Annotated in this window: 15 protein-coding genes; 3 read left to right on the top strand and 12 right to left on the bottom strand. The window is 39.5% G+C overall.

Annotation, left to right across the window (positions count from 1 at the left end; genetic code table 11):
• Nucleotides 1-12 precede the first annotated feature (12 nt).
• From HQN85_RS15605 to HQN85_RS15565, 10 genes are all read right to left on the bottom strand, one after another.
• Entirely contained in the window at nt 13-426 is a 414-nt protein-coding gene (locus HQN85_RS15605) for a globin domain-containing protein (protein ID WP_173274008.1), read from the bottom strand.
• 483 nt (nt 427-909) lie between these two features.
• Nucleotides 910-3,243 (bottom strand): OmpA family protein, encoded by a 2,334-nt coding sequence (locus tag HQN85_RS15600; protein WP_173274006.1) that lies wholly within the window; start codon nt 3,241-3,243, stop codon nt 910-912.
• Between the two features lie 15 nt (nt 3,244-3,258).
• The gene (locus tag HQN85_RS15595; protein ID WP_173274004.1) at nt 3,259-4,221 is read right to left on the bottom strand and encodes a PorP/SprF family type IX secretion system membrane protein; all 963 of its coding nucleotides are present in this window, start codon (nt 4,219-4,221) and stop codon (nt 3,259-3,261) included.
• A 4-nt stretch (nt 4,222-4,225) separates the two neighbouring features.
• Nucleotides 4,226-5,428 (bottom strand): gliding motility-associated C-terminal domain-containing protein, encoded by a 1,203-nt coding sequence (locus tag HQN85_RS15590; protein WP_173274002.1) that lies wholly within the window; start codon nt 5,426-5,428, stop codon nt 4,226-4,228.
• Between the two features lie 21 nt (nt 5,429-5,449).
• The gene (locus HQN85_RS15585; protein ID WP_173274000.1) at nt 5,450-7,627 is read right to left on the bottom strand and encodes a hypothetical protein; all 2,178 of its coding nucleotides are present in this window, start codon (nt 7,625-7,627) and stop codon (nt 5,450-5,452) included.
• 7 nt (nt 7,628-7,634) lie between these two features.
• A complete protein-coding gene (locus tag HQN85_RS15580; protein ID WP_173273998.1) occupies nt 7,635-9,770 on the bottom strand; it encodes a hypothetical protein in 2,136 nt (711 codons plus the stop codon).
• Between the two features lie 11 nt (nt 9,771-9,781).
• Nucleotides 9,782-14,182, bottom strand: a complete 4,401-nt coding sequence (locus HQN85_RS15575; protein WP_173273996.1) for a beta strand repeat-containing protein — start codon at nt 14,180-14,182, stop codon at nt 9,782-9,784.
• A 2-nt stretch (nt 14,183-14,184) separates the two neighbouring features.
• Nucleotides 14,185-16,950 (bottom strand): collagen-like domain-containing protein, encoded by a 2,766-nt coding sequence (locus tag HQN85_RS15570; RefSeq protein WP_173273994.1) that lies wholly within the window; start codon nt 16,948-16,950, stop codon nt 14,185-14,187.
• Between the two features lie 12 nt (nt 16,951-16,962).
• The gene (locus tag HQN85_RS15840; protein WP_262888159.1) at nt 16,963-17,094 is read right to left on the bottom strand and encodes a hypothetical protein; all 132 of its coding nucleotides are present in this window, start codon (nt 17,092-17,094) and stop codon (nt 16,963-16,965) included.
• Between the two features lie 318 nt (nt 17,095-17,412).
• On the bottom strand, nt 17,413-18,117 hold the full coding sequence (locus HQN85_RS15565) for a hypothetical protein (RefSeq protein WP_173273992.1): 705 nt from the start codon (nt 18,115-18,117) through the stop codon (nt 17,413-17,415).
• A 348-nt stretch (nt 18,118-18,465) separates the two neighbouring features.
• On the opposite strand from HQN85_RS15565, the gene HQN85_RS15835 reads away from it, so the two are divergent.
• The 3 genes from HQN85_RS15835 to HQN85_RS15555 all read left to right on the top strand — a co-directional run bounded on the left by HQN85_RS15835 (nt 18,466) and on the right by HQN85_RS15555 (nt 20,855).
• Nucleotides 18,466-18,588 carry a hypothetical protein gene (locus HQN85_RS15835; RefSeq protein WP_262888158.1) on the top strand — a complete coding sequence of 41 codons (123 nt, stop codon included), beginning with the start codon at nt 18,466-18,468 and terminating at the stop codon, nt 18,586-18,588.
• Between the two features lie 1,209 nt (nt 18,589-19,797).
• Nucleotides 19,798-20,451 carry a hypothetical protein gene (locus HQN85_RS15560; RefSeq protein WP_173273990.1) on the top strand — a complete coding sequence of 218 codons (654 nt, stop codon included), beginning with the start codon at nt 19,798-19,800 and terminating at the stop codon, nt 20,449-20,451.
• Nucleotides 20,451-20,855, top strand: coding sequence for a hypothetical protein (locus HQN85_RS15555; RefSeq protein ID WP_173273988.1), 405 nt, complete (start codon nt 20,451-20,453; stop codon nt 20,853-20,855). The genes HQN85_RS15560 and HQN85_RS15555 overlap by 1 nt, the downstream gene beginning before the upstream one ends.
• Before the next feature lie 37 nt (nt 20,856-20,892).
• Here the strand turns inward: HQN85_RS15555 and HQN85_RS15550 are convergent, their stop codons facing one another.
• Together HQN85_RS15550 and HQN85_RS15545 are read right to left on the bottom strand one after the other, a co-directional pair.
• Entirely contained in the window at nt 20,893-21,534 is a 642-nt protein-coding gene (locus HQN85_RS15550) for a response regulator transcription factor (protein WP_173273986.1), read from the bottom strand.
• Nucleotides 21,519-23,636 (bottom strand): tetratricopeptide repeat-containing sensor histidine kinase, encoded by a 2,118-nt coding sequence (locus tag HQN85_RS15545; protein WP_173273984.1) that lies wholly within the window; start codon nt 23,634-23,636, stop codon nt 21,519-21,521. The genes HQN85_RS15550 and HQN85_RS15545 overlap by 16 nt, the downstream gene beginning before the upstream one ends.
• Nucleotides 23,637-24,219: the final 583 nt, after the last annotated feature.

Genomic DNA, 24,219 nt, shown 5'->3' with positions numbered 1-24,219 from the left:
AAATGTTTTTTGCTAATTTATCCCAGCAGCAATCATTTTAGCAGCGATAATACCGTAAACTTCGTTCCAAGCCACGGTAAATTCTTCCTCCCAATATTTGCCAAAGCCTTGTCCTAACGACCATAGCAATGCCGTGCCTACAGCTTGGTAATGTTCAGCTTTAACCCCATAAGCAACGTGGCGTTTAGCGAGTCCAGCAATATTTTCGGCTATGGTATCTAGATGATCTACATGGTGAATGATATAAGAAAGCATATCGAGCAATTTCTCATATTGAGCAGGCATGGTTCTCTTATTGAACATCGGTTTTACTTCTGGGGCAATTTTAAACAACCTGGTATAAAATAATTTACCTAAAACCTTTTTATCCATTTGAGCGATTAAGAACCAGCTCTTTTGTACTAATTCAATGTTTTCTGGTTTCATAATTGGTCGATGAATTTATTTTTGTAATCGATTATGTTAGTTATGGTTTAACTTCAATAATTCCAGATTAACTAAGAGCTCTTTTTTAGTTCTATATTAATAGCGCAGAGAAATTATTAATTTTTACAAATATATTGTAAAACCACATCCATAAAATCGTCTTTAAGGGTGAGATAAATTATAAAATCATCTTAAAGTAACATCAAATTTAACAAAAAAGCATTTTAACTCACACTTATGGATGAAAGATACTATTTAATCTATCTGTTAAAAGAAAAATGGCACCCTAATGAATCGGGGAAAAGAAACCACAGATTTAACCAAAGAGACCACAACCTTCCTCCTCTCTATATCAATAGGTTAATGCTTTAAACGAAATAAGGCCACAGTACAATACTGCAGCCATTATCACAATTAAACAACTAAAGAAAAGAAAGTGTAGCTTAAATTAGCAAACTAGCCAGGCTACACTTTCTTTTAAAACTATTTCTTCCTCACAATTGGTTTAGCAACAGTTTTAGGTGCTGCTTTTTTTACTGGCAATGATTTAACATAACCAATAATTTTAAACTCTGTTCTACGGTTAAGCTGGTGTTCTGCCTCCGTACAATTAACCCCGTTTGCACATTGATTAATCAATTTAGTTTCGCCATATCCTCTAGAAATCATCTGTCTAGCCGGCACTCCTTTGCTAACTAAGTATTTCACTACACTTTCTGCACGTCTCTGAGAGAGCAACATATTTGCAGCATCTTTTCCACGAGAGTCCGTATGTGCACTTAACTCTACCATTAGCTCTGGGTTATCTAGTAACATATCACGAATTTTATCCAATTCTGGTAGTGATTCTTTTCTAAGTGTTGCTTTTGCAAAATCGTAATAGATGTTCTCAATTTTAATCTCCTTGTTGATCACCACTTTTTCCAATTCAAAATCAACATTAAAAATGGTACCCTCTGGTTTATCTAAGGTACTCACCACGACACTTCTTTTGGTGAAATAACCTTGTTTCTTCGCTAGGATGAGATAGCGTTTGTTTTTCTCCAGAACCGAAGCGTATTTTCCATCTGCCTTGGTTTGAGGGCTTTTAAATAGTGTTTTATTTTCTTTGATCAGCACAGTTACCGAATCTAATGGTGTTCCTGTAAGTGCATCAGTTACTTTACCCTCAACTGCAAAGCCCTTAGCCATATCCATCAAATAGGTATAGCTTGTTTTTCCTCTAATTAACCCTATGCTATCTGATAAGGAAACATAGGCAGGTTTGCTTAAGCTAATTACTTCAGGTAAGCAGTCTTTTAAAGTCAAAGTTAATTTACCAGCGGCATCAGTATAATGCGTATTGAGCGAATCTTTAACATTTGTACCTAGCGAAACCTTAACATTTGCAAGCGGTTTTTTACTCGTTCTATCTAAAACCATCACATCTACTGGACAAGCCGTTACCAAATTCAGATAAAAGCTATACAAATCATCTAAGCCTTTGCCCGGTAATCTATTGCTACTTAAGTAACCATATTTTTGGTCTTTTTGAGATGGCTGAATAACGAACATACCAAAATCATCTGCTGAAGAATTTATGGGTGCTGGTAAATGGAAGGGTTCTTTGAGCGCACAATTTTCTGAGTCTTTTAAAGAGGTAGAAAATAAATCAAGTCCACCCAGCCCTAAATGGCCGTCAGATGAGAAAAATAAAGTATTTTGATCATCAATAGAAGGAAATAACTCATTACCTTGCGTATTTACCAAGCAGCCTACATTTTCAGGAAACGACCAGTTGTTATTTGCTAAGCGCTCTGAATAAAATAAATCGAAGCCTCCTAAACTTCCAGGGCGATCTGATGCAAAATACAGCCGCTTTCCATCTGTTGAAAGCGCCGGATGCATCATCGAATATTTCAAATAGTTATTATAAGGAAATACCTGAACCTCAGACCAGCCATTGGCTTTCTTTACCATAAAGCACAATTCGTTGTAAGAATACTGCCACTGAATTTTAGCCTTGCTTTTCGATTTTTCCTTGGACAAATCACGTACCCTGCTAAAGAATATCGTGTCGCCTGTTTTATTAAAACATAATGGCCCTACATTGAGCTCTTTTTTTAAGGTAGCTAAAAACGAAGTGTCACCATTCATGATTTTCTCCGGAATCTTTTTAAAGATCGAATCAATCCATTTAGACTGTTGATTATCAATTTTATCAGCCATAGCAAAAGAGAAGCCTTTACCAGTTCTATGATAAATTGCATTTTTAGCTGGCTTACTCAAGCTATCCGTTTTAAACCTGTCGGTTAAAAAAAGTAGCTGATCTTTTAACAACCAAGGCGAGAACTCAGCATAAGCTGTGTTTGGTCTATTCAGTAAACTCACCCACGATTTACTCTTCACTAAAGCTACTTTTCTTAGTGCTTCTAGCGAATCGGAATGCTTCGCCAGCCTCAACGCTTTTAAGTCACCCGGGGTTTTCTGGTAATAGGCTCGGTAAGCCTGTGCAGCTTGTGCATATTTACCGCTGATGCGCAGTAGTTCCGCATATTCAAGCATTCTTACAGGATCTTCCAATAATTTCTGCTGTCCTGCTTTTGCGTACCAAGTTTCTGCTTTCGGATATTCCTTTGCATAATTATAGATTCTGCCTATTTTTAAGACTACATCTTTTTTTGTAGAATCTTTTTGTACCATTTTTTGGTACAAGGGCAGTGCCTTTGCATACTGCTCGTATTTAAACAGTGTATCTGGATTTTTTGATTGCGCATTTGACTGCGACACATTTGCCAACATCAGTATGGGCAAAACATATGCTAAATATTTCTTCATAATTAATCTGCTATTCTAATAGTATCTTGGTGAGGCATGAGATTTCCATATTGTTTTTCCTGGAATTAAATATCCAATTGAAATTTCATGTGAATTTCTTGGGACGCCAAAGTTGGCTAAGTCAAAATCGTACGAATAACCCAGTCTCATTTTGCTATCGAACAAGTACAACTGCATCATGGCGACTGCTGAATTCGATTTGTATTCGCGACCTGCTGAGGTTCGGTAACTCCCACCTAATCCAATCTTATCATTAATAATCAGCGAGGCGTTCAAATCAAGGTCCATTGGTCCTTTCAAATCTGTTCTTAACAAACTTGAAGGATAAACTTTGAGTGTAGGGCTTACTTGCCAAATGTACCCGGCAGTAGCAAAGTAGTGCCTATTTCCATTCATATAGTCAGCAAAATGATCTACATGCTTTAAGGTTAAGAGGTGCGTTGTAGAAACACCCACATAATACTTATCATTACTCAGGTAAATTCCACCACTAAAATCAGGCGTTAAGTTAGATATGACATCTGAAGGAATAGCATGGTCATTTTCCTGATTATAGGTTAGTTTTGTACCATCTAGCGAAAAATTAGATACTCCTCCACTTACCCCAAAAGAAAGCTTGGTTTCTTCAGAAAGTGATATTTTATAGGCATAAGAGAACATGGCTGAGAACTGTTTTTGCGCACCTAGCTCATCATTAATGACATGCAACCCAAGACCAACTTTTCCATCATTAAAAATACCATCGGCAGTGAAAGCTTGGGTTCTAGGGGCACCTGCAATTTTTTGCCTAGCCCATTGGTTTCTATTTACCAAGTTTACATTAAGAATGCCTTTATTGCCAGCATATGCAGGATTTAAAACCAATCCATTAAACATATATTGGCTATATAATGCATCTTGTTGGGCAAAAAGTGCCCCGGTACTTAGCATGAAGCCAAGTATTAAAAAGAGTTTTTTGAAATATCTTGATTGTTTCATATACTTAATGTAATAAAGTGAGGTATCCAGAGTAGGTTTTTATATTACCTGCTACATTTATACTGATAAAATAATAATAGGTTCCTTCGTTCAAGCCTCCACCATTCCAAGCATTAGCACTAGAATAAGATTTCCGTCCATAAACTTCATCACCCCAACGGTTGGTGATTCGTACTTCATTATCAGGATACATTTCTAAACCAGGAATCACCCAAGTATCATTTACACCATCCCCATTGGGTGAGAAAGTATTAGGTATGAAAAACTCTTCCGCCGTTTGATTGGCAAGGGCAAAATATTTCAGTCCTTTCATATCCATTAATTTTTTCGAAGTTTTCTTACTCAACTGGTCGCCATAAAGTCCAACAAGCACGTTTGATCTAGAAGGCGACCAACTGGTTGCGCCTAAGAAAGCCATTTCTTTGAAATTTCCATCTTTCGATGGATCAAATAAAATATCAATATTCATAGCATCCGTTCCACTCAATTTTTCAATTTTGTGGTAAAATTTATGATTAATATCAAGTAGACCACTTTTCTTATCGATCGTTCCAGCAGAAAGTTCATTCTCATCCGGATCACTTGGAAGCAAGGCTACACTTAATGTATTATCATTCCCCTGACCTTTAAGTATCACTGGTCTATATAATAAGCCCTTTTTAGAAGACCCTGTAGGAAATAAATAATCAGCATTTCCTTTCATTTTTCGAATTAACGAGCCCGGTGTATTAGCTGAGCTGACAAAACCTGAGGAACGCTTTACCGCATCTGCATTAGCATTGCTTACGGTTAAATCGTAACTTTCTAAAGCCAACTCTCGGTCAGTTAAATCTAACTCCCCATTTACTTCTTGTTTAAAGCCTAAAGTTTTAATCCCTGTACCCTTTAACCATAAGTTGTGAAATTCAGTGGTATTTGTGCCTGCTATTTTTTGGTTACTGCCAAAAAACTCAACCGTTCCCGTACTTAAAGGATTTAGCACTTTTGAGGAGTTGTCTAAATTACTCCAATTGCCAGAAAGCCCAAGCCAACCATTTAAATACAGTTCTCCCTTTTGGTGAATAAAATCAGTATTGTTAAGCATAATGGTAGAGTTTGCAGTGGAATTTACAATAGCTCCATTATTTACCATTTGCGCTGTACAGTTATCTGCTAGATATCCTAATACTCCAGTTAAGCAAATGATTGTTTTTATATAATTTTTCATGAGATATATCTAATTAATGGCTTATTGAATAACAGTTATGTTCATCGTAAACGTTGGCTTAAATGGTACTCCAGGACCTGGAGGGCCTACAAAATAAATAGGTGATGGTGTAGTATTAGTCCCCATTCGTATCGTCATAAACACTACCCTAACTATCCCATCAGCAATTACCCGGTGTTCAGTCATTATGACATCCGCAGCCTGTCCTGAGTAATAAGATTCCTGTTGCACCTGTGCGTCAACCACCCCACCTAGTTTTGCACCAGGAAATGGAATATCATATGTCTGATAACCCCATACTGGTAAAGTATAATTTTGTGCAGTATAAGCCATTTTCAATATTTTTGGAGGACTGAGTGATACCCATTTTAAACCATCAAAATATTCTAATAACTTTGTAGTCTCATTAAATCTAAGCATTCCTCCTTCGGCAGTTGGGGGGCGTTGCGTAGTTGTTCCTGAGGGAACAATCATGGCATCTGTACTATTTACGTGAAAAATAGCAACTGGCGAACTTGTATTAACTCCAACAGCATTAAATAGGTAGCCGGTGATCTCATCACCAAATATTAATGAATTACTTTTTCTTGGTCTATTTTTAACGTAAAATGTCATGCTCTTTGAAATTCCTGGATAATCGGGTCCTGTGAAACCTCCAATACCAATATTATCATTGCCAGTTGATGCTGCTAAACCAGCACTATATCCTAAAAAAATGTTATTATTTCCGCTCGTGATATTACCACCAGCACTTACTCCAAAAAGAATGTTATTCGCACCTGTAATTAAATAGGGGTTTGGAATTTTATCCCAAGCACCAAACATCATATTTGGCCCTTTCCCTGCATCTTCCTGCCAAAGCATTCTTTGACCCTTTAACCATAATGGAGCTTTTATATTCACAAATGCGGGTGCAACTTTACCCTTTGGCGTAATTCTAAAAGCTTCCTGATTATTTGCTCCAAACCGCATAGGCTGATCATCTGCAGTACCTACATAATTATATGCGGGGACTGTTCCATAATTCCCTTCCAAAGTCCAGCCAGTATTTTTTGATAGATTTACCCAGGCCTTATAATTATTAAAATATTCAGCAAAATCACGCTCTTTGTTAAAGCGCAGCATACCCGGAACTGCTGTTGTGACAGGTTGGGTCTTGGTGTCTCCTACTGGTAATACAATGGCATCATCAGTAGCAACATCTAGCGTTGCCCTAGGCGTTTCGGTATTAATGCCAATGGCCAATCTATTTAGATCGGCACCCATTATTAAGGTATTATTTTGCTTTGCAACGGCACCATTACCAATTACAGTAGTATACTTTAAATCTCCAGATGGTCCAGCATAACGACCAATGGCGGTATTAAAAGATCCCTTTGAGGTAGCATTACCGGCATTATCACCAATAAAAGTATTTTCATACCCATCCGTAATTGCAGAACCTGCCAATGCACCAATTAAGGTATTATTGCTGCCCAAATTTAAGTTTTTACCCGAACTTGCTCCCAGCAAGGTATTATTTTTACCAGTCAATGAGCTGGCTACAATATTTCCTACCAACAAATTATTCCCGCTCATATCTCGCCCATAAGATAAGATAGGTTCTCCCCTCAGTTGTAAGGGAGCATTCAAATTTAAGCTTCCTGGTTGATCGCCATTCACCAAAATCCGGGCGGCTTCTATCCCATTTACTTTAAAAATTAAGGGGTTAAGATTCTGCGTTCCAAAATATCTTGATTTATTTACACCAGAACTTCCTGTTAAAGGCCAATTATTTGTACCTGGATTAGTTGCACTTACCAATGGAGACCATACCCCTCCTAGTAAATTGTTGCTGCTATTTTTGTAGTAATAAAACCCTGGTGATACCGCAATGTTGCCAATTAAGGAATTGCCCACCGCAGTATTATATACGATCATGCCATCCATCAAAGAAGGAAAATTATCAGCTTGAACTGATCCAGTTATAGCTAAAGAGCTAAGCTTGGTTAAATCTACTCGTGGAAAAATTAATCCTTTTCCAAAACTGCTGGAGTTATTCCATCCTGGAGAACTGGAAGCATCTAAAAAGGCGGTACTATTGGGTGCACCATTATTAAAATAATACATGTTACTTCTTACTTGCGCCATTACTTTAGCGCTAGAGAGAGTAATAGTCACCACTATTAAAACCGAAAGTTTATGCATTGAGTATTTCATGCTGCTGCTATTGAATTACTGAAACGAATATTTGAAAAGGACCTCCGCCCACAACCATACTTTGTGGATTAACAGTATTCTCTGGTACTGGTAGGCTATAAAACTGTACAGTTACGATTCCATCCTGAGTCACAGTACTTGGAAGATTAATTATAAATGGAGATAAACCTTTAGATAAACTCACATTAACCACACCGCCAATTTTAGCACCTGGTACTGGAATATCTGTAACATGCCAAAATCCTGGTGCCATTAACTGGCCAGGCGAGTCATAAGTTCCCTTAAGCACAGTTTTATAATCACTTAAACTGATCCATTCTGTTCCATTGTAGTATTCTAACATGGATGAGGTTTGATTATATCTTACCATACCTGCCACAGGTTGTTTAGGACGCTGCCCTTCACTACCAGTTGGTACAATCATAGCACCTTTATCAGAGATATCAAATGCCGCTCTTGGACTGGAAATATTAATACCCACACTTACTGGGTCGGTGGCACTGCCAATTACCACAGCATTATTAATATCTACTTTGGCTTTATAGCCTAAGGCGACTGTATTACTTAAATTACCAACAGAGGGACCAGCCTGAGTTCCAATGGCGGTATTTCTAGCTCCTATGGTATTCGCAATTCCTGCACCTTCACCAATAAAAATGTTAGCCTCTCCATCGGTTGTGGTAGCCCCTGCATTCTTTCCCATAAAAATATTATCAGTTCCTGACAATCCAGAAGGTATCGTATTTCCTATTACAATATTATTTTTACTAGGCGTTCCACCATCCCACAACATGCGTTGTCCATTCACAAACAAAGGTGCTTTTAAATTTACATTACCCGGATTAGTACCATTTGGTTCAATACGGAAAGCTTCTGTAGCATTAGCGCTAAATACCGTTGGCTGATTATCTGCAGTTCCAATGTAATTTGCCGTTGGAATTGTCCCTGCATTCCCCGTTAAATTCCAACCCGGACCAAAACCTACGCTTACCCATTTACTGTTGTTACGGTATTCTAAAAAATTACTTTCCGAATTGAAACGAATCATGCCTGGAACTGCATTTAATGGTGAACCAACACTACCAGGCTGTTTAGTAGTAGGACCAACGGGAAGAACGATGGCGTCATCTGTTGCCACATCAAGTGATGATCTTGGTGCCTCTGTATTGATACCCACATTTACACGGTAAGCATTTATTCCTCCTAATACCATCGAATTGTCTGCCTTAACTGTTGCGCCATAACCTAAAGCAACTGTATTATTTAACACACCAATCGGTCCGGCATTTTTACCAATGGCAATGTTTGAATGTCCATTTTGATTAAGCAAGCCAGCCCCATCCCCAATAAAAGTATTACCAATCCCTGTTGTATTTTCACTTCCAGCTCCTGCTCCAACAAAAGTGTTGAAGCTTGTAGCGGCTAGGTTTAAACCTGTGTTGCCGCCAATTAGTGTATTATTCTGACCAGAGAGTGTTTTGGTTTTGGTAGTACCAACCATTAAGTTAAGTTGACCAGGAATACCTCCATTCCATAACATCGTTTCCCCATTCATTAAAAGTGGAGCTTCTATATTTAAACTAGAAGGGAGTGATCCATTTGGACTAAAAGTGGCAGCAATAATCTTATTGACTTTAAAAATCAATGGATCTGGTCCGGTAGTGCCTAAAAAGTTTGTGGCGGGGTTAATATTTGCGTTTCCAAAAATAGACCAATCGCTCGAACCATTACTACCCCCCGAAACAGGCATCCAAGTTCCACCTAATAGGGTATTACTTGAGTTTTTATAATAATAAAAACCAGGAGCCACTAACACATTGCCAATGGGAGTAACCCCACTTCCTACATTATATACCATCATCCCATCCATGTAATTGGGAAAGTTTGAAGGTAAGGAGAAGCCAGTCATCGCCAAATTGGATAGCTTGGTGAGATCTGTTCTTGGAAAGACCAATCCTTTCCCTAGGTTATTGGAACTGCTATTCCACACAACCGAACTGGAAGCATCCAAAAATGCAGTGCTCGCTGGAGCACCATCATTGCTCAAATTTAAATTGGTTCTAATCTGTGCATTCGACTTTAGCATACCTGTTACCAATGCAACTGCAGTGAGTAAACAGATTTTTCGATTTAAATACTTCATAACTTTATAAATTAATATCCTGTTGTATTATACCAATTGTTACCATCACTGATAATTCCTGTGGCTGTTTGAGCGGTAACATTATTGGGTTGTCCAATAACTGGCGAAACACCATTTACCAATACAAATGCACCAGTTGATGAGGAATTTGGTACCATAAAAATTAACATTCTCCCTTTGTTCTGTTTGGCATCTGGTAGTGTAATATAAATTGTCTGATTCGTATTAGATAGTAGCAGATAATAATCATCTGGTCCCACTGTAACATTAGCACCATTATCAGTTCTGATATTCACAAACTGTGCTTTACGGAACTGTACGCTACCATCCACATCAAACTTTTGTTGAGGCTGAACGCCAATACCGATATTCCCTTTTCCAGCGAATGTTAAATTGTTATTATTCATATCAACAGTCCTTGCTGCTTGTAGCGCTCCATCAGTGGTATAGATATTTTGCTGTGCTGTAGCTGAAACTGTTTTCGGCACCCATTTTCCTCCATCAAACGTTAATACTTGATCTACTAAAGGCTTGGTGTTATCAACTGGAGTATTTTGGATTTGAATTACTGTAGGATTAGGGTAATTGCCCGATAAATCTCCTCCAGCAATACCATTGGTTAAACCATCTTTACCATCAGCACCTTTGATGTTAGTCCATATTTGCGTTGTGGGATTATAAACCCAAGTACCACTGTCATTCGTTACAATGGTAACGCCTGCTCCTGGAGCACCCGGTAGGCCAGAACCCGGTTGACCTGGCGTTCCTGTTGTGCCTGGTAAACCTTGGATTGAAAATCCCGTATCTCCCTTATCACCTTTATCACCCTTTGCACCTGCTGCTCCGTTTATGTTTGTCCAGGTATTGGTTGTTGGATTGAATACCCAGGTACCACTGTCGTTAGTTACAATCGTAACGCCTGCTCCCGGTGCTCCAGAGGTTCCAGAGCCAGGGATGCCAGGTTGGCCCGTAGTTCCAGGCATAGCCTGATAGGTATAGCCGCTGTCGCCCTTATCTCCCTTGTCGCCCTTTGCTCCTGCTGCACCTGCTGCTCCGTTTATGTTTGTCCACGTATTGGTTGTTGGATTGAATACCCAGGTACCACTGTCGTTGGTTACAATCGTAACGCCTGCTCCCGGTGCTCCAGGGGTTCCAGAGCCAGGGATGCCAGGTTGGCCCGTAGTTCCAGGCATAGCCTGATAGGTATAGCCACTGTCACCCTTATCACCCTTATCTCCCTTGTCGCCCTTTGCTCCTGCTGCACCTGCTGCTCCGTTTATGTTTGTCCACGTATTGGTTGTTGGATTGAATACCCAGGTACCACTGTCGTTGGTTACAATCGTAACGCCTGCTCCCGGTGCTCCAGGGATTCCAGAGCCAGGGATGCCAGGTTGGCCCGTAGTTCCAGGCATAGCCTGATAGGTATAGCCACTGTCACCCTTATCTCCCTTATCTCCCTTGTCGCCCTTTGCTCCTGCTGCACCTGCTGCTCCGTTTATGTTTGTCCACGTATTGGTTGTTGGATTGAATACCCAGGTACCACTGTCGTTGGTTACAATCGTAACGCCTGCTCCTGGGGCTCCAGGGGTTCCAGAGCCAGGAATGCCAGGTGTACCTGTCGTGCCTGGTAAGCCTTGAATTGAAAAGCCAGTATCTCCCTTGTCACCCTTGTCGCCTTTTGCACCAGCCGCTCCGTTTATGTTTGTCCAGCTGTTGTCGATGGGATTGAAAACCCAGGTACCGCTGTCGTTGGTTACAATCGTAACGCCTGCTCCTGGGGCTCCAGGGGTTCCAGATCCAGGAATACCAGGTTGACCACTAGTTCCAGGCAAAGCCTGATAGGTATAGCCACTGTCTCCTTTATCTCCCTTATCGCCTTTTGCTCCTGCTACACCTGCCGCTCCAGCCGCTCCATTAATATTTGTCCATGTATTATTTGTTGGATTAAAAACCCAAGTACCAGTATCGTTAGTTACAATGGTAACTCCCGCTCCAGGTGCCCCAGGGGTTCCAGATCCAGGAAGGCCAGGTTGACCTGTAGTTCCTGGAAGTCCTTGAATTGAAAATCCAGTATCGCCTTTGTCTCCTTTATCTCCTTTATCACCCTTTGCTCCTGCTGCACCTGCCGCTCCATTAATATTTGTCCAGGTATTAGTAGTTGGATTGAATACCCAAGTACCACTATCATTGGTGACAATAGTCACACCCGCTCCAGGGGCTCCAGGTGTACCAGAACCAGGAATACCAGGCTGACCTGTAGTTCCAGGGATAGCCTGATAAGTATATCCGCTGTCGCCTTTATCACCTTTTGCACCTCTTAGATCTGAGGTTACAAAATTAGTTCCATCTGTATAACTAAACCTGATCTGCCCGTTTCCTAAATCAGTTGTAGAAGAAATTCCATTTCCATCTGCTCCCTTTGCTCCAGCTGCACCATTAATATTTGTCCAGCTGTTGTCGATAGGATTGAATACCCAGGTACCGCTGTCGTTGGTTACGATGGTAACTCCAGCACCAGGTGCCCCCGGTGTCCCAGATCCAGGAAGACCCGGTTGACCTGTAGTTCCTGGAAGTCCTTGAATTGAAAATCCAGTATCGCCTTTGTCTCCTTTATCTCCTTTATCACCCTTTGCTCCTGCTGCACCTGCCGCTCCATTAATATTTGTCCAGGTATTGTTCGTTGGATTAAAAACCCAAGTACCACTATCATTAGTTACAATAGTCACACCAGCTCCAGGGGCTCCAGGTGTACCAGAACCAGGAATACCAGGTTGTCCAGTTGTTCCTGGTAACGCCTGATAGGTATAGCCACTGTCTCCTTTATCGCCCTTGTCGCCTTTTGCTCCCGCTGCACCATTAATATTTGTCCATGTATTGTTAGTTGGATTAAAAACCCAAGTACCACTATCATTGGTTACAATAGTCACACCAGCGCCAGGGGCTCCAGGGGTTCCAGATCCAGGAAGACCAGGTTGACCACTAGTTCCAGGCAAAGCCTGATAGGTATAGCCACTGTCTCCTTTATCTCCCTTATCGCCTTTTGCTCCTGCTACACCTGCCGCTCCTGCTGCACCATTAATATTTGTCCATGTATTGTTGGTTGGATTAAAAACCCAGGTACCACTATCATTGGTTACAATAGTCACACCAGCGCCAGGGGCTCCAGGGGTTCCAGATCCAGGAAGACCAGGTTGACCTGTAGTTCCTGGAAGTCCTTGAATTGAAAATCCAGTATCACCTTTGTCTCCTTTATCTCCCTTATCGCCTTTTGCTCCTGCTACACCTGCCGCTCCATTAATATTCGTCCAAGTATTGTTGGTTGGATTAAAAACCCAGGTACCACTATCATTGGTTACAATAGTCACACCAGCGCCAGGGGCTCCAGGGGTTCCAGATCCAGGAATACCAGGTTGACCACTAGTTCCAGGCAAAGCCTGATAGGTATAGCCACTGTCTCCTTTATCTCCCTTATCGCCTTTTGCTCCTGCTACACCTGCCGCTCCAGCCGCTCCATTAATATTTGTCCATGTATTATTTGTTGGATTAAAAACCCAAGTACCAGTATCGTTAGTTACAATGGTAACTCCCGCTCCAGGTGCCCCAGGGGTTCCAGATCCAGGAAGGCCAGGTTGACCTGTAGTTCCTGGAAGTCCTTGAATTGAAAATCCTGTATCTCCCTTATCACCTTTATCTCCTTTTGCTCCTGCTGCACCATTAATATTTGTCCAGGTATTGTTGGTTGGATTAAAAACCCAAGTACCACTATCATTGGTTACAATGGTAACTCCCGCACCGGGTGCTCCTGGTGTACCAGAACCAGGGAGGCCAGGTTGACCTGTAGTTCCAGGGATAGCCTGATAAGTATATCCGCTGTCACCTTTATCACCTTTTGCACCCTTTAAATTTCCTGTTGTGAAGGTTGTTCCATCACTATAATTGAAAGTAAAAGTGCCATCAAGATTATCTTGGGTGCTAACAATAAATTTACCGCCATTAGCACCACCTGCTCCTTTAAGTGGAGTCCAAACTCCTCCATTGATATCTTGGGTTTGATTGCTATAATAATAAAAACCAGGTGTTACAGTCCCGCCCCCCAAAGCAGCAGTACCAGTAGCCGTATTGTAAACCAACATCCCATCTAAAAAAGTAGGGTAATTGCTAGGAATATTAGGCCCTGTAATTACAAGCGATTTAAGCAAGGTAAGATCTGTTCTGGGAAATACAAGTCCTTTTCCTTCATTTTCACTCGTATTCCAAAAGGCAGAACTTGAAGCATCAAAGAATGCAGAGCTTGATATCGCCTCGTCATTTCCAAGATTAAAATTTGCCCTAACCTGAGCCTTTGTAATTTGATTTAACCCAAAGACACACGCTACAGTTAATCCAAATATTTTATAATTCTTATTCATCATTTTTAAAATCCAGAAATGTTATACCAGTTCAATCCATCGCATATGAGCATTGCCGAAGTTTTAGCCGCAATACTCTGAGGATTATTTTTGATAGGATTTACTCCGCCAACTAATACATATTGTCCAGTCGAATTAAATGCCATACTTATGATTAAAATTCTTCCCTTAAAAAGGGTCGGATCAGGCATGGTAATATTTACTGTACCTACGTTTGTACACAAAATATGGTAATCATCTGGTAGTATAGTTAAAGCTGGAGAAGGGTCTGTTCGTGTATTCACATATTGTGCTTTTCTAAATAGGACATCCCCATCAACATCTAATTTTTTTGTTGGGGCGGTGCCAATACCTACATTTCCAGTTCCCGTGAAACTTAAATTATTACCCGACATTGCTACCGTTCTAGCACCTGTTAAAGCGCCATCAGTGTTATATATATTTGTGGTACCACCAGCTGCAGGAGTAGCAGGCACCCAATTTGTTCCATTATAAGTTAATACCTGATTTGCTATAGGCGGTGTAGTACTTACACCCACCCCTTGAATTTTTGCTACCGTTGGATTAGGGTAAGTTCCTGATAAATCTCCTCCAGCTGGACCGGTCAGTGAACCATCAGCACCAGCGGGACCTTGGGGACCAATTGGACCGGCAGGGCCAACTGCACCAGTTGCACCCGTAGGACCAGCGGGACCTTGCGGACCTACCGCACCAGGTAAACCATCAGCACCATTTGCACCGGCTGGGCCTTGTGGACCTATCGGACCCACTGCACCAGCAGGACCTGTTAAACCTATTGGACCAGCAGGACCAACTGCACCAGTTGCACCCATAGGACCAGCGGGACCTTGCGGACCTACCGCACCAGGTAAACCATCAGCTCCATTTGCACCAGCTGGGCCTTGTGGACCTATCGGACCTACTGCACCAGCAGGACCTGTTAAACCTATTGGACCAACAGGACCAACTGCACCAGTTGCACCCGTAGGACCAGCGGGACCTTGCGGACCTACCGCACCAGGTAAACCATCAGCTCCATTTGCACCGGCTGGGCCTTGTGGACCTATCGGACCCACTGCACCAGCAGGACCTGTTAAACCTATTGGACCAGCAGGACCAACTGCGCCTGTAGCACCAGTTGCACCCGTAGGGCCAGCGGGACCTTGTGGACCTATTGCTCCAGCAGGACCAACCGCACCAGGTAAACCATCAGCTCCATTTGCACCGGCTGGGCCTTGTGGACCTATCGGACCTGCAGGACCCGTTAAACCTATTGGACCGGCAGGACCAACTGCGCCTGTAGCACCAGTTGCACCCGTAGGGCCAGCGGGACCTTGTGGACCTATTGCTCCAGCAGGACCTACCGCACCAGGTAAACCATCAGCTCCATTTGCACCGGCTGGGCCTTGTGGACCTATCGGACCTGCAGGACCCGTTAAACCTATTGGACCGGCAGGACCAATTGCGCCTGTAGCACCAGTTGCACCCATAGGGCCAGCGGGACCTTGTGGACCTATTGCTCCAGCAGGACCAACCGCACCAGGTAAACCATCAGCTCCATTTGCACCGGCTGGGCCTTGTGGACCTATCGGACCTACTGCACCAGCAGGACCTGTTAAACCTATTGGACCGGCAGGACCAACTGCACCTGTAGCACCTTGTAAGTTTGGAGTTGTAAATGTTGTACCATCTGTATACGTATAAGTTATTGTACCATTGGGGTTAGCGGTTGTCGTTTGAATACCATTTCCATCTGCACCTTTTGCTCCTGTAGGACCTGCTGGGCCTTGAGCACCCGCTGGACCTGGTGCACCAATTGGACCCTGAACACCGGCCGGACCTACTGGACCTGTTGCTCCGACTGGACCGGCAGGACCAACTGCACCTGTAGCACCCTGTAAGTTTGGCGTTGTAAATGTTGTACCATCTGTATACGTATAAGTTATTGTACCATTGGGGTTAGCTGTTGTCGTTTGAATACCATTTCCATCTGCACCTTTTGCTCCTGTAGGACCTGCTGGGCCTTGAGCACCCGCTGGACCTACGGGACCAGTTAAACCTGTTGCACCCACTGGGCCCGCTGGGCCAGTTAGTCCTATCGGGCCTTGAGCACCAGTTGCACCCGTAGCTCCTACATCACCTTTTGGACCTTTTAAGTTTGGAGTGGTAAATGTTGTACCGTCTGTATAGGTGTAAGTTATTGTACCATTTGGGTTAGCGGTTGTGGTCTGAATACCATTTCCATCTGCACCTTTTGCTCCTATAGGACCTACCGGACCTTGAACTCCCGCTGGACCCGCCGGTCCTGCTGGGCCTTGAGCACCTGAAGCCAATGGAATACCTGGCATTGGCCAGCCTGTAGTCGAATTATAGGGACCATAAAGTATTTTAGTCACTAAATCTATATACCAACTTCCTGGAGAAGGATTAACTGGTAAAGTAGCCGTTGGCGGTGTGTTCCCTGTTAAAATTCCACTTCCAGAGATCTGGCAAATTGAATTCCATTTTTGTTTCTGACCCGCTTCGTAGAAATAAACGCAGCCCAAATCGGTATCATATACCATTAATCCATTAGCTGGATTAAGAATGGCCAAACGTTCATTGGTATTCATTCTAGGAATAAGTAATCCCGAATTATTAGAAGTTAAATCTAATAATGCACTTGGGTCGGGCGTTTTTGTTCCGATACCTACATTCCCTTGTCCGAAAGTTGTTTTTGTAATGACAACAAAAACGAAAGACAATAACGCTAACTTAAGATATGTTTTCATAGATATAAATTTTTAAATGAGTGATGATTGGCTTAAGGCATTTTTAGCCAATGTATTAGCTTCCATTGCAGTTTTTTTCTGAATGAGCAAAGGAGACTTTTGAAGAAAGAATCCGTAAGATTTTTTTGAATAGATATTAAACATATTTGATTAGTTTGAAAAGGGATTAATACTTATTTTAAACTGTTATAAAATTATCGACTAAGAAAAGCCGCATCAATCATCTTTTGGGGTGGAAGTAGCTACTGTTTAGTCCTTAAAAAGACTAGAAAGGGGTAGAAATACACGTATTATGGCAAAACCATGAATTCTATTTTTTAAAAAAGATATTTTTTTTTCACCAACTCATTGCTAAAAAACTAGTAAAGAAATACACTTATAATTCACAAATATTCAGCCCTTTAAATAGCAAAAAAAAGCACAGCTACATGAGCTGTGCTTTTTCCAATTTCAAAATTTTAACTAAAAATCTTTACTTTGGTTATAAGTAAAATGTGCAATAGTAGAAAGGTTATTTTTAAACTTTGCGTATAAATCTGGGTTATTGGTTTCATCAATCAGTATTGAATTTTTAGAGATGTAAGTTACATTTGCTAAATCAGATGTTGTGATGTTAGCACTCAACTTGTCCCAATCCATGATGATATCAACTAAATAGTTTTGCGTTGGTTTGATAATTTTATCTTCACCAACCGCAATTGAAGCAACCTCCTGTTTACAAACAAATTTAATAGTATATGCAATTCCATTAACATCAGTATATACACCTGAGATTTCAAGTGCATTTCCTGTCCTTGCTTTAAAGTTTAATGTATACTGTGATTTTGAATAACTTCCTTCTGGAATTAATAGCGTTCCTAAAAGATCAGCTTTGGAACCATCTTTAAATTCAAATTCTTTACTTGGAATAGTAAAAGGCGATGCAGGAACACCATCTTTTGTTCCTGAAAAAGAAACGTCTCCTAAAATTACGTTATAGTTAGACCAGCTTATACTTGCCGTACCTTTTGTCCCTGAAGCAATTGGTGAAACCAAATTACCTGATTTAATTTTTACAGCAATTTCTGATTTTAATGGAGTGCTAGGTTGACTGTCTTTCTTTTTGCAAGAAAAAAAAGTGAATGCCAAAATAATTACAAAGGCTGATGTTTTAAAATAGTTTTTCATGATATGTATTTTTAAATGTGATGAAGCATGATCACGGTTTCACCTAAAACCCTGATATTGATAGATTTACACCTACCCTAGCTTATTGAATGGGGCAAAAATAAGCTTATGATATAGGTTTATATATCGTCTTTTAGGGGTAATAAGATTTAAACCCAAACCGTCATTTCGACTGTAGCGCAGCGAAACGGAGAAACCTTTAAACGAACACCTTTTGCAAACACAAACCGTCATTTCGACTGGAGCGCAGCAAAACGGAGAAACCTTTAAACGAACACCTTTTGCAAACACAAACCGTCATTTCGACTGGAGCGCAGCAAAACGGAGAAACCTTTAAACGAACACCTTTTGCAAACACAAACCGTCATTTCGACTGGAGCGCAGCAAAACGGAGAAACCTTTAAACGAACACCTTTTGCAAACACAAACGTCATTTCGACTGGAGCGCAGCAAAACGGAGAAACCTCTTAACGACCAATAATCTTTAACAACACAAAAATTTAGCTTTGCTGATCACATGGTTTCTACTAACCCGAAAGGACGATAAAGCTATAGAAACGAATCACTCCACCAACTTAAATCCAAACCGTCCTTTCGACTGGAGCAAAGCGAAACGGAGAAATCTTTAAACAAATACATTTACAAACGTCATTTCGACTAAAGCGAAGCGAAATGGAGAAACCTTTAAACGAAACGTTTTGCAAACACAAACCGTCATTTCGACTGGAGCGCAGCGAAATGGAGAAACCTTTGAACGAACACTTATAATAAAGATTTAGCTCACTAATCACTATGTTGTTTTAGCGCAAAGTTCAAAGATTTCTCGGCTACGCTCGAAATGACGGTAGCTTAGAATTTTGATGCCCCCGCTGCAAAAAGCTGACAAACAACAAATCGTCATTTCGACTGGAGCGCAGCGAAATGGAGAAATCTTTAAACAAATACTTATACTTAAGATTTAGCTTCGCTAAGCGCTAAGTTCTCGGCTACGCTTTGAAAAAAAGCTTAATCCGAAATCTTTCTTAAAAAATAATTCAACCTTCTTTTGGAGCAGTTTATTTGTTTATACATCTAAATTTAACAAGGAGTTAACAGGGTGCAAACAAGGTGTAAACAGGGTGTAAACTATATATTTCACCTACTTATATACGTGTAAACATCTAATTATTAACATTTGATAACCTATTACGATTTAGATTAGTATAAAACACCATATACATTTGGCAATAACAGCCTTATAGCAAGGTTAATTAAAGGGATTTTAGACGACATCTTTGGCAAGGCAGTCCCAGTTAAAGACATAATAAAGGGATAATGACTGTTTAATAGTTCAATTCCTAAAAAAAGAACCCATTTCACCTCTAACGAGCTCATCAACAAGCAAAAAATGGGGATGGAAACTTGTTTTTTTATCGTCTTTTTGAGGGTAATTAGAAAAAAAAGTATTAAAAAATCTACAGCAATAAAAAAAATTAAACCAATAAGTAGTTTTTGACAAAACAGTCTTCATGATGAAAAAACCAATATTTCATTCTTATATGCTATAATTCAAAAAGTATCACCAGATAAAATTGCTACATGTTTATCTGGAAAAACTAATCCATTACTAATCCAATCACTTTTTCGCCTAAAAAAACAATTCCATATTTTAGGTATCATTGCTGGTATTTTATAAAATCTATGAAATCTTTTTTTCTATTCACAACTTTCTTTTTATGGATTAGCCTAGGCTTATTCTATTTTTGCTTTCCTAATCAGAAAATGCATGCTATACATCTGCAAAAGATTTCGACGAATAAATTACAAGGAAAGCGTTTAAAAATTTCGGGATATTTTAACGGACAGGAAGAAGAAACTATTTCCGAATCATACATCAGTTTAAAAACAGGCAAAGAAACTTTTAAAGTTCAGGATTTAAACAACAAAGCCAATAATCTTCGTCTTATTCGATTATCTAACCCCTCTACTCGACTTTACTCCAGTTTAGGGAAAAGAAAGTACTATGCTCTTAGCAATTCTCCGTTTCAAGCTGGGTTAACTTTACTAGAAAACTGCGGAGATATTAATGATGATGGTGTGGATGAAATTGGTTATATGATAAACTGGCTTGATGATTCTCAATTGAATACCTATCATATTTTAAAATTTGACGATAATGTTTACCAAGAAATTTTGAGCTTCCAGGTTCATGAAACTCTGAGTTTCGACCCTGAAAGGCTTTTTAATAATGGTAAAGTATTTGAAAAACTTACTGATAAAAGCATTTGCTATTTGGAATATGGGAACGATGGTGAATTTCATAAAAGAGAACATTCTTTTAAAAATAAACAGTAATGGAATTTTCTAACCATGACATTATGACTCTTCAATGCATACGCAATATGGGGTCGGATACAAAAGAAGTTACACTTGGAAATATCATCTCCTATTGGGATTACATGGACCACGCTATTCCAACCTATGAAGAAGTAGTTCCCTCTTTAGCTAAATTAGTCAGTATTGGTATTATTATTCAAGGCGAAGAAATGAGCTGGAAATGTGCCTCCACCTTAATTTTAGGCATTGAAAAACTCTTCAATGGTAGAAAGTCAATTAAAGGAACAGAAGAATTTAAATGGATGCATAGTTATTTAACTGAAAAATATAGCCATTTACCACCTACTACTTTAAACCTAGCTAATTTACCAGATCCACAAGCTTTTGAAGTCGCTGTAAAAAAGTACATTGAAAACTTTTAATACAATCTATAGCAACAATTCAAGTTCTCAAAAACAATTAGATAATTTTTGAAGCTAGTAAAATTGCGATGGCTTCTTTACCGCAATTAACTTGAAGTTTCCTGTAAGTGTTTCTTAAATGTGAACGTGCTGTATCATAAGCAATGTTCATTTCATGAGCAATCAGTTTAACACTATAACCTTTGGTAAGTAACTGCAAAATTTCTGCTTCTCTTTTTGTCAGATCATACTTGATTTGAATACTATCTTTTTGTCGAGAAGTTTTAAAAGAACTGATTACTTTTTTTGCAATCATAGGCGACATGGGAGCTCCCCCATTCAATACTTCAGTAATCGCATCGAAAAGCTTTTCTGGTGAAGTTTTTTTCAAGATATAACCATCTGCCCCTGCACATATGCTTTTAAATAGTCTTTCATCATCTTCAAACTGGGTATACATAATAATGGTAGTTTGTGGCCTTACCTCCTTAATATCTTCTACGCCTGATATGCCATCCTTTCCAGGCATATCAATATCCATAATCACTAAATCAGGTTTATACTGGCTTACCTGTTTTTTAACATCAACTACATTATTAAAATCTGCAACAACTACATAATCTGTATGTGAATTAAGCAGATACACTAATGAATTTCTCAGGGCTTCATTATCTTCAAAGATGACTAATTTTTGTTCCATTTTATTTTAGACATTAAATTTTGGATGTATACTAATAATTGTTTAAGGGTACTACCGTCTTTAGGTATGGTGATTGTGAATTGTGTGCCTACTCCAGGCATAGAAGCGAGTACAAGTTTTCCCTTCCATTTTTCTGTTCTACTTTTAATATTTTTAAGGCCGTTTCTTTCTGTTTCAAGGTTAGCTAAATCAAAACCCTTACCGTCATCCGAAATGTTAAGACAGATATGATGTCTGTTAGTTTTAAGTTCTATCAGCACCTTACTTGCTTCGGCATGTTTCCGAATGTTATTTAATATTTCCCTAAACATCAGAAAGATATCACGTTGCTTTTCATGCGAAAACTGTTTATCGATCAACTCATCAGACATATTCATCTGATAATCTATTTTACCCATATCAAAAATCTCCCCCGCATATCTTCTCATTCTCACTTGCAAATTTACATCAATTGCAGCTTTACCATTCATGTTCCAAACAATTTCATCTAGCGCTTCTGTGGATGCCATTATTTCTTCGCGTATAGCTAAGATATAATCTTTCTGCGGATTTTTGATGATGTTAGGATTTCGAATAAGTTCAGTCATTAACTGGATATTAGTCAGGCGAGAGCCAATATCATCGTGCAAATCTCTTGCGATAGATATCCGCATATCTTCTAGAGCTAAAACAGCATTGGCTTTGAGAATGGTATTTCTTCGATAAACCGTCAATAGCAAAACAAATGCCATCAAGAAACTAAAAAAAACCAGAGAATATTTAACAACTCTTTGCTTCTCCAAAGCTGCCAAATTAATTAGTCGATCTCTTTTCAACAAGGTTATTTCTTTCTCTCGCCTTTCCAAATTGAAAACTTCTTCTTTTTTCTTTAATTGCATGGCAAGTTTATAATTCAACAAGCTATCTTTTTTGGTATGGAATTGCTCATTATAAAAAAAGGCTTTTTTAAAATCATTTTTGTCCTGATAGAATTTAACGAGGTATTTATAACTTTCAAGCTCCTGTTCTTTATTGCCATCTTTCGCATATAAATGGATATTATCGAATAGCTTTTTTTCCCAACCTATATCTGAAACTAGCGTAGGTTGAAGGAACTTAAGTTTTGCCTCTATGGCCTTAATTTTAATTTCGTCTCCAGATTTAACTGCTAATCTAAGCACGAGTTTGAACTCATTTAATGCCTTTAACGGCTCGTTCATCTCCAAATAGGTATTGCCCAACTCCATCAGCGCCTCATATTCTTCTGAAAAGAGTTGCATTTCTCTAGCAATATGGAGTGCGATTTGAAAATATTTTAAAGATTTTTCATAGGCTTTCAAACCGCGATAGATTAAACCTAAACTCGTATTTGAAGAACAGATTCCCCGTTTATCATTTAAAAGAGCCTTAATACGTCTAGATTTCATGGCATAATCTAAGGCCTTATCATAGATTTGGAGAGCAACAAAATCCCCCGCGATAGCTTGATAACAGAAAGATTGCCCTTTTTTATTATTAATTTTTAAAAAACCGTCTAATGCCTTCAAATGATAGTTGAGGGCTGTTTCATAAGCCCCTAATTTAAGGTACGTGTTACCTATATTCAGCAGTTGTCCCGCAGCAGATATAGGGTTCTTCAATATTTCGCTTTCTTTAAAAGCCTGAAGAAGATAAGGTATAGCCGCCTTATAATTCCCTTCATTTTTAAGCATCAGTCCTTTTACAGAATTATAATTACTTCTTATTTTAATATCATCTGAAGAGTTTGAGCCATGTTGAAGGGAAAGTTGCTTGAGTTTTTCTAGATAATATTCAGCACTGTCTGTCATTGCGGTATTCCTGAAGATATTCACAAACTCAGTGTAGCTATAAGCAACATGAAGATCCCAATTGATTGATTTTGCTATTGAAAATGCAATGTGTAAATGTTCTTTTGCTTGATTTAAATCATAGCGAGTGAATTCAGTTGCTAACTTATTATGGGCCGCACATATCTCTTTAGTGGTTCCAGAAGACTGTATAACTTTCTTTAAACTATCGATAACACGAGTTTGACCAAAACAAAAACTCGGCAAAAATAAGAAGAGAAGTAAAACAAAGACAGGGGACCGGGATGAGGACATTAGTTAATTTAATACGATAAAAATCAAGCAATTTAACAGCGTACAATCTAGAAAGCACTTGCTAAACTGAATAAATCTTGGTTACAAAGGTAGAGGTATTAGCAGCGGCAATAAATCATCTTTTGGGGTGATTTATTATGTAAACATCAACCATATTCCGCTAAAAAATCATCCAAAAAGCTTATCGAAAAAATCAAATGTGCAGTTTTCTCACCCTTAAATTGCTCAGAAGAGTAAATATCACCTTAAAAGAGCATTTCTCTTTTACCACCCCTACACTACTTTAGCAAGCTTATATAGTCCTAGTTAAACCGGTCTTGAAAAAATAAATGAAAATGTTATTAGCATACAAACTCATGTGGGTGATCAACGCAATAGTTACTTTGGTATACCTCTATTTATTAATTGGAGTTTTAGGACTCAAGGAAGAGCAAAAAGTATCTACTTACGATACTTTTAAGTGGGTTAGTGGTTTGCTTATTATTCTTTTTCTACTTTTTTTTAGCATGTATCTTAAAAATAAAGGTCGTACCGGTTCGGCAGTGCTACTTTTATCACCTATATGTGTAGGAATTACCTGTGC

This window comes from Pedobacter boryungensis, from assembly GCF_013204825.1.
Lineage (GTDB): Bacteria > Bacteroidota > Bacteroidia > Sphingobacteriales > Sphingobacteriaceae > Pedobacter > Pedobacter boryungensis.
The sequence above is the reverse complement of the archived record's forward strand: the minus strand, read 5'-3'. Positions and strand labels throughout refer to the sequence as shown.

Excerpts from the sequence above, each read along its gene's own strand:
- HQN85_RS15605 (WP_173274008.1), bottom strand. The coding sequence starts at position 426 with ATGAAACCAGAAAACATTGAATTAGTACAAAAGAGCTGGTTCTTAATC.
- HQN85_RS15600 (WP_173274006.1), bottom strand. The coding sequence starts at position 3,243 with ATGAAGAAATATTTAGCATATGTTTTGCCCATACTGATGTTGGCAAAT.
- HQN85_RS15595 (WP_173274004.1), bottom strand. The coding sequence starts at position 4,221 with ATGAAACAATCAAGATATTTCAAAAAACTCTTTTTAATACTTGGCTTC.
- HQN85_RS15590 (WP_173274002.1), bottom strand. The coding sequence starts at position 5,428 with ATGAAAAATTATATAAAAACAATCATTTGCTTAACTGGAGTATTAGGA.
- HQN85_RS15585 (WP_173274000.1), bottom strand. The coding sequence starts at position 7,627 with ATGAAATACTCAATGCATAAACTTTCGGTTTTAATAGTGGTGACTATT.
- HQN85_RS15580 (WP_173273998.1), bottom strand. The coding sequence starts at position 9,770 with ATGAAGTATTTAAATCGAAAAATCTGTTTACTCACTGCAGTTGCATTG.
- HQN85_RS15575 (WP_173273996.1), bottom strand. The coding sequence starts at position 14,182 with ATGATGAATAAGAATTATAAAATATTTGGATTAACTGTAGCGTGTGTC.
- HQN85_RS15570 (WP_173273994.1), bottom strand. The coding sequence starts at position 16,950 with ATGAAAACATATCTTAAGTTAGCGTTATTGTCTTTCGTTTTTGTTGTC.
- HQN85_RS15840 (WP_262888159.1), bottom strand. The coding sequence starts at position 17,094 with ATGTTTAATATCTATTCAAAAAAATCTTACGGATTCTTTCTTCAAAAG.
- HQN85_RS15565 (WP_173273992.1), bottom strand. The coding sequence starts at position 18,117 with ATGAAAAACTATTTTAAAACATCAGCCTTTGTAATTATTTTGGCATTC.
- HQN85_RS15560 (WP_173273990.1), top strand. The coding sequence starts at position 19,798 with ATGAAATCTTTTTTTCTATTCACAACTTTCTTTTTATGGATTAGCCTA.
- HQN85_RS15555 (WP_173273988.1), top strand. The coding sequence starts at position 20,451 with ATGGAATTTTCTAACCATGACATTATGACTCTTCAATGCATACGCAAT.
- HQN85_RS15550 (WP_173273986.1), bottom strand. The coding sequence starts at position 21,534 with ATGGAACAAAAATTAGTCATCTTTGAAGATAATGAAGCCCTGAGAAAT.
- HQN85_RS15545 (WP_173273984.1), bottom strand. The coding sequence starts at position 23,636 with ATGTCCTCATCCCGGTCCCCTGTCTTTGTTTTACTTCTCTTCTTATTT.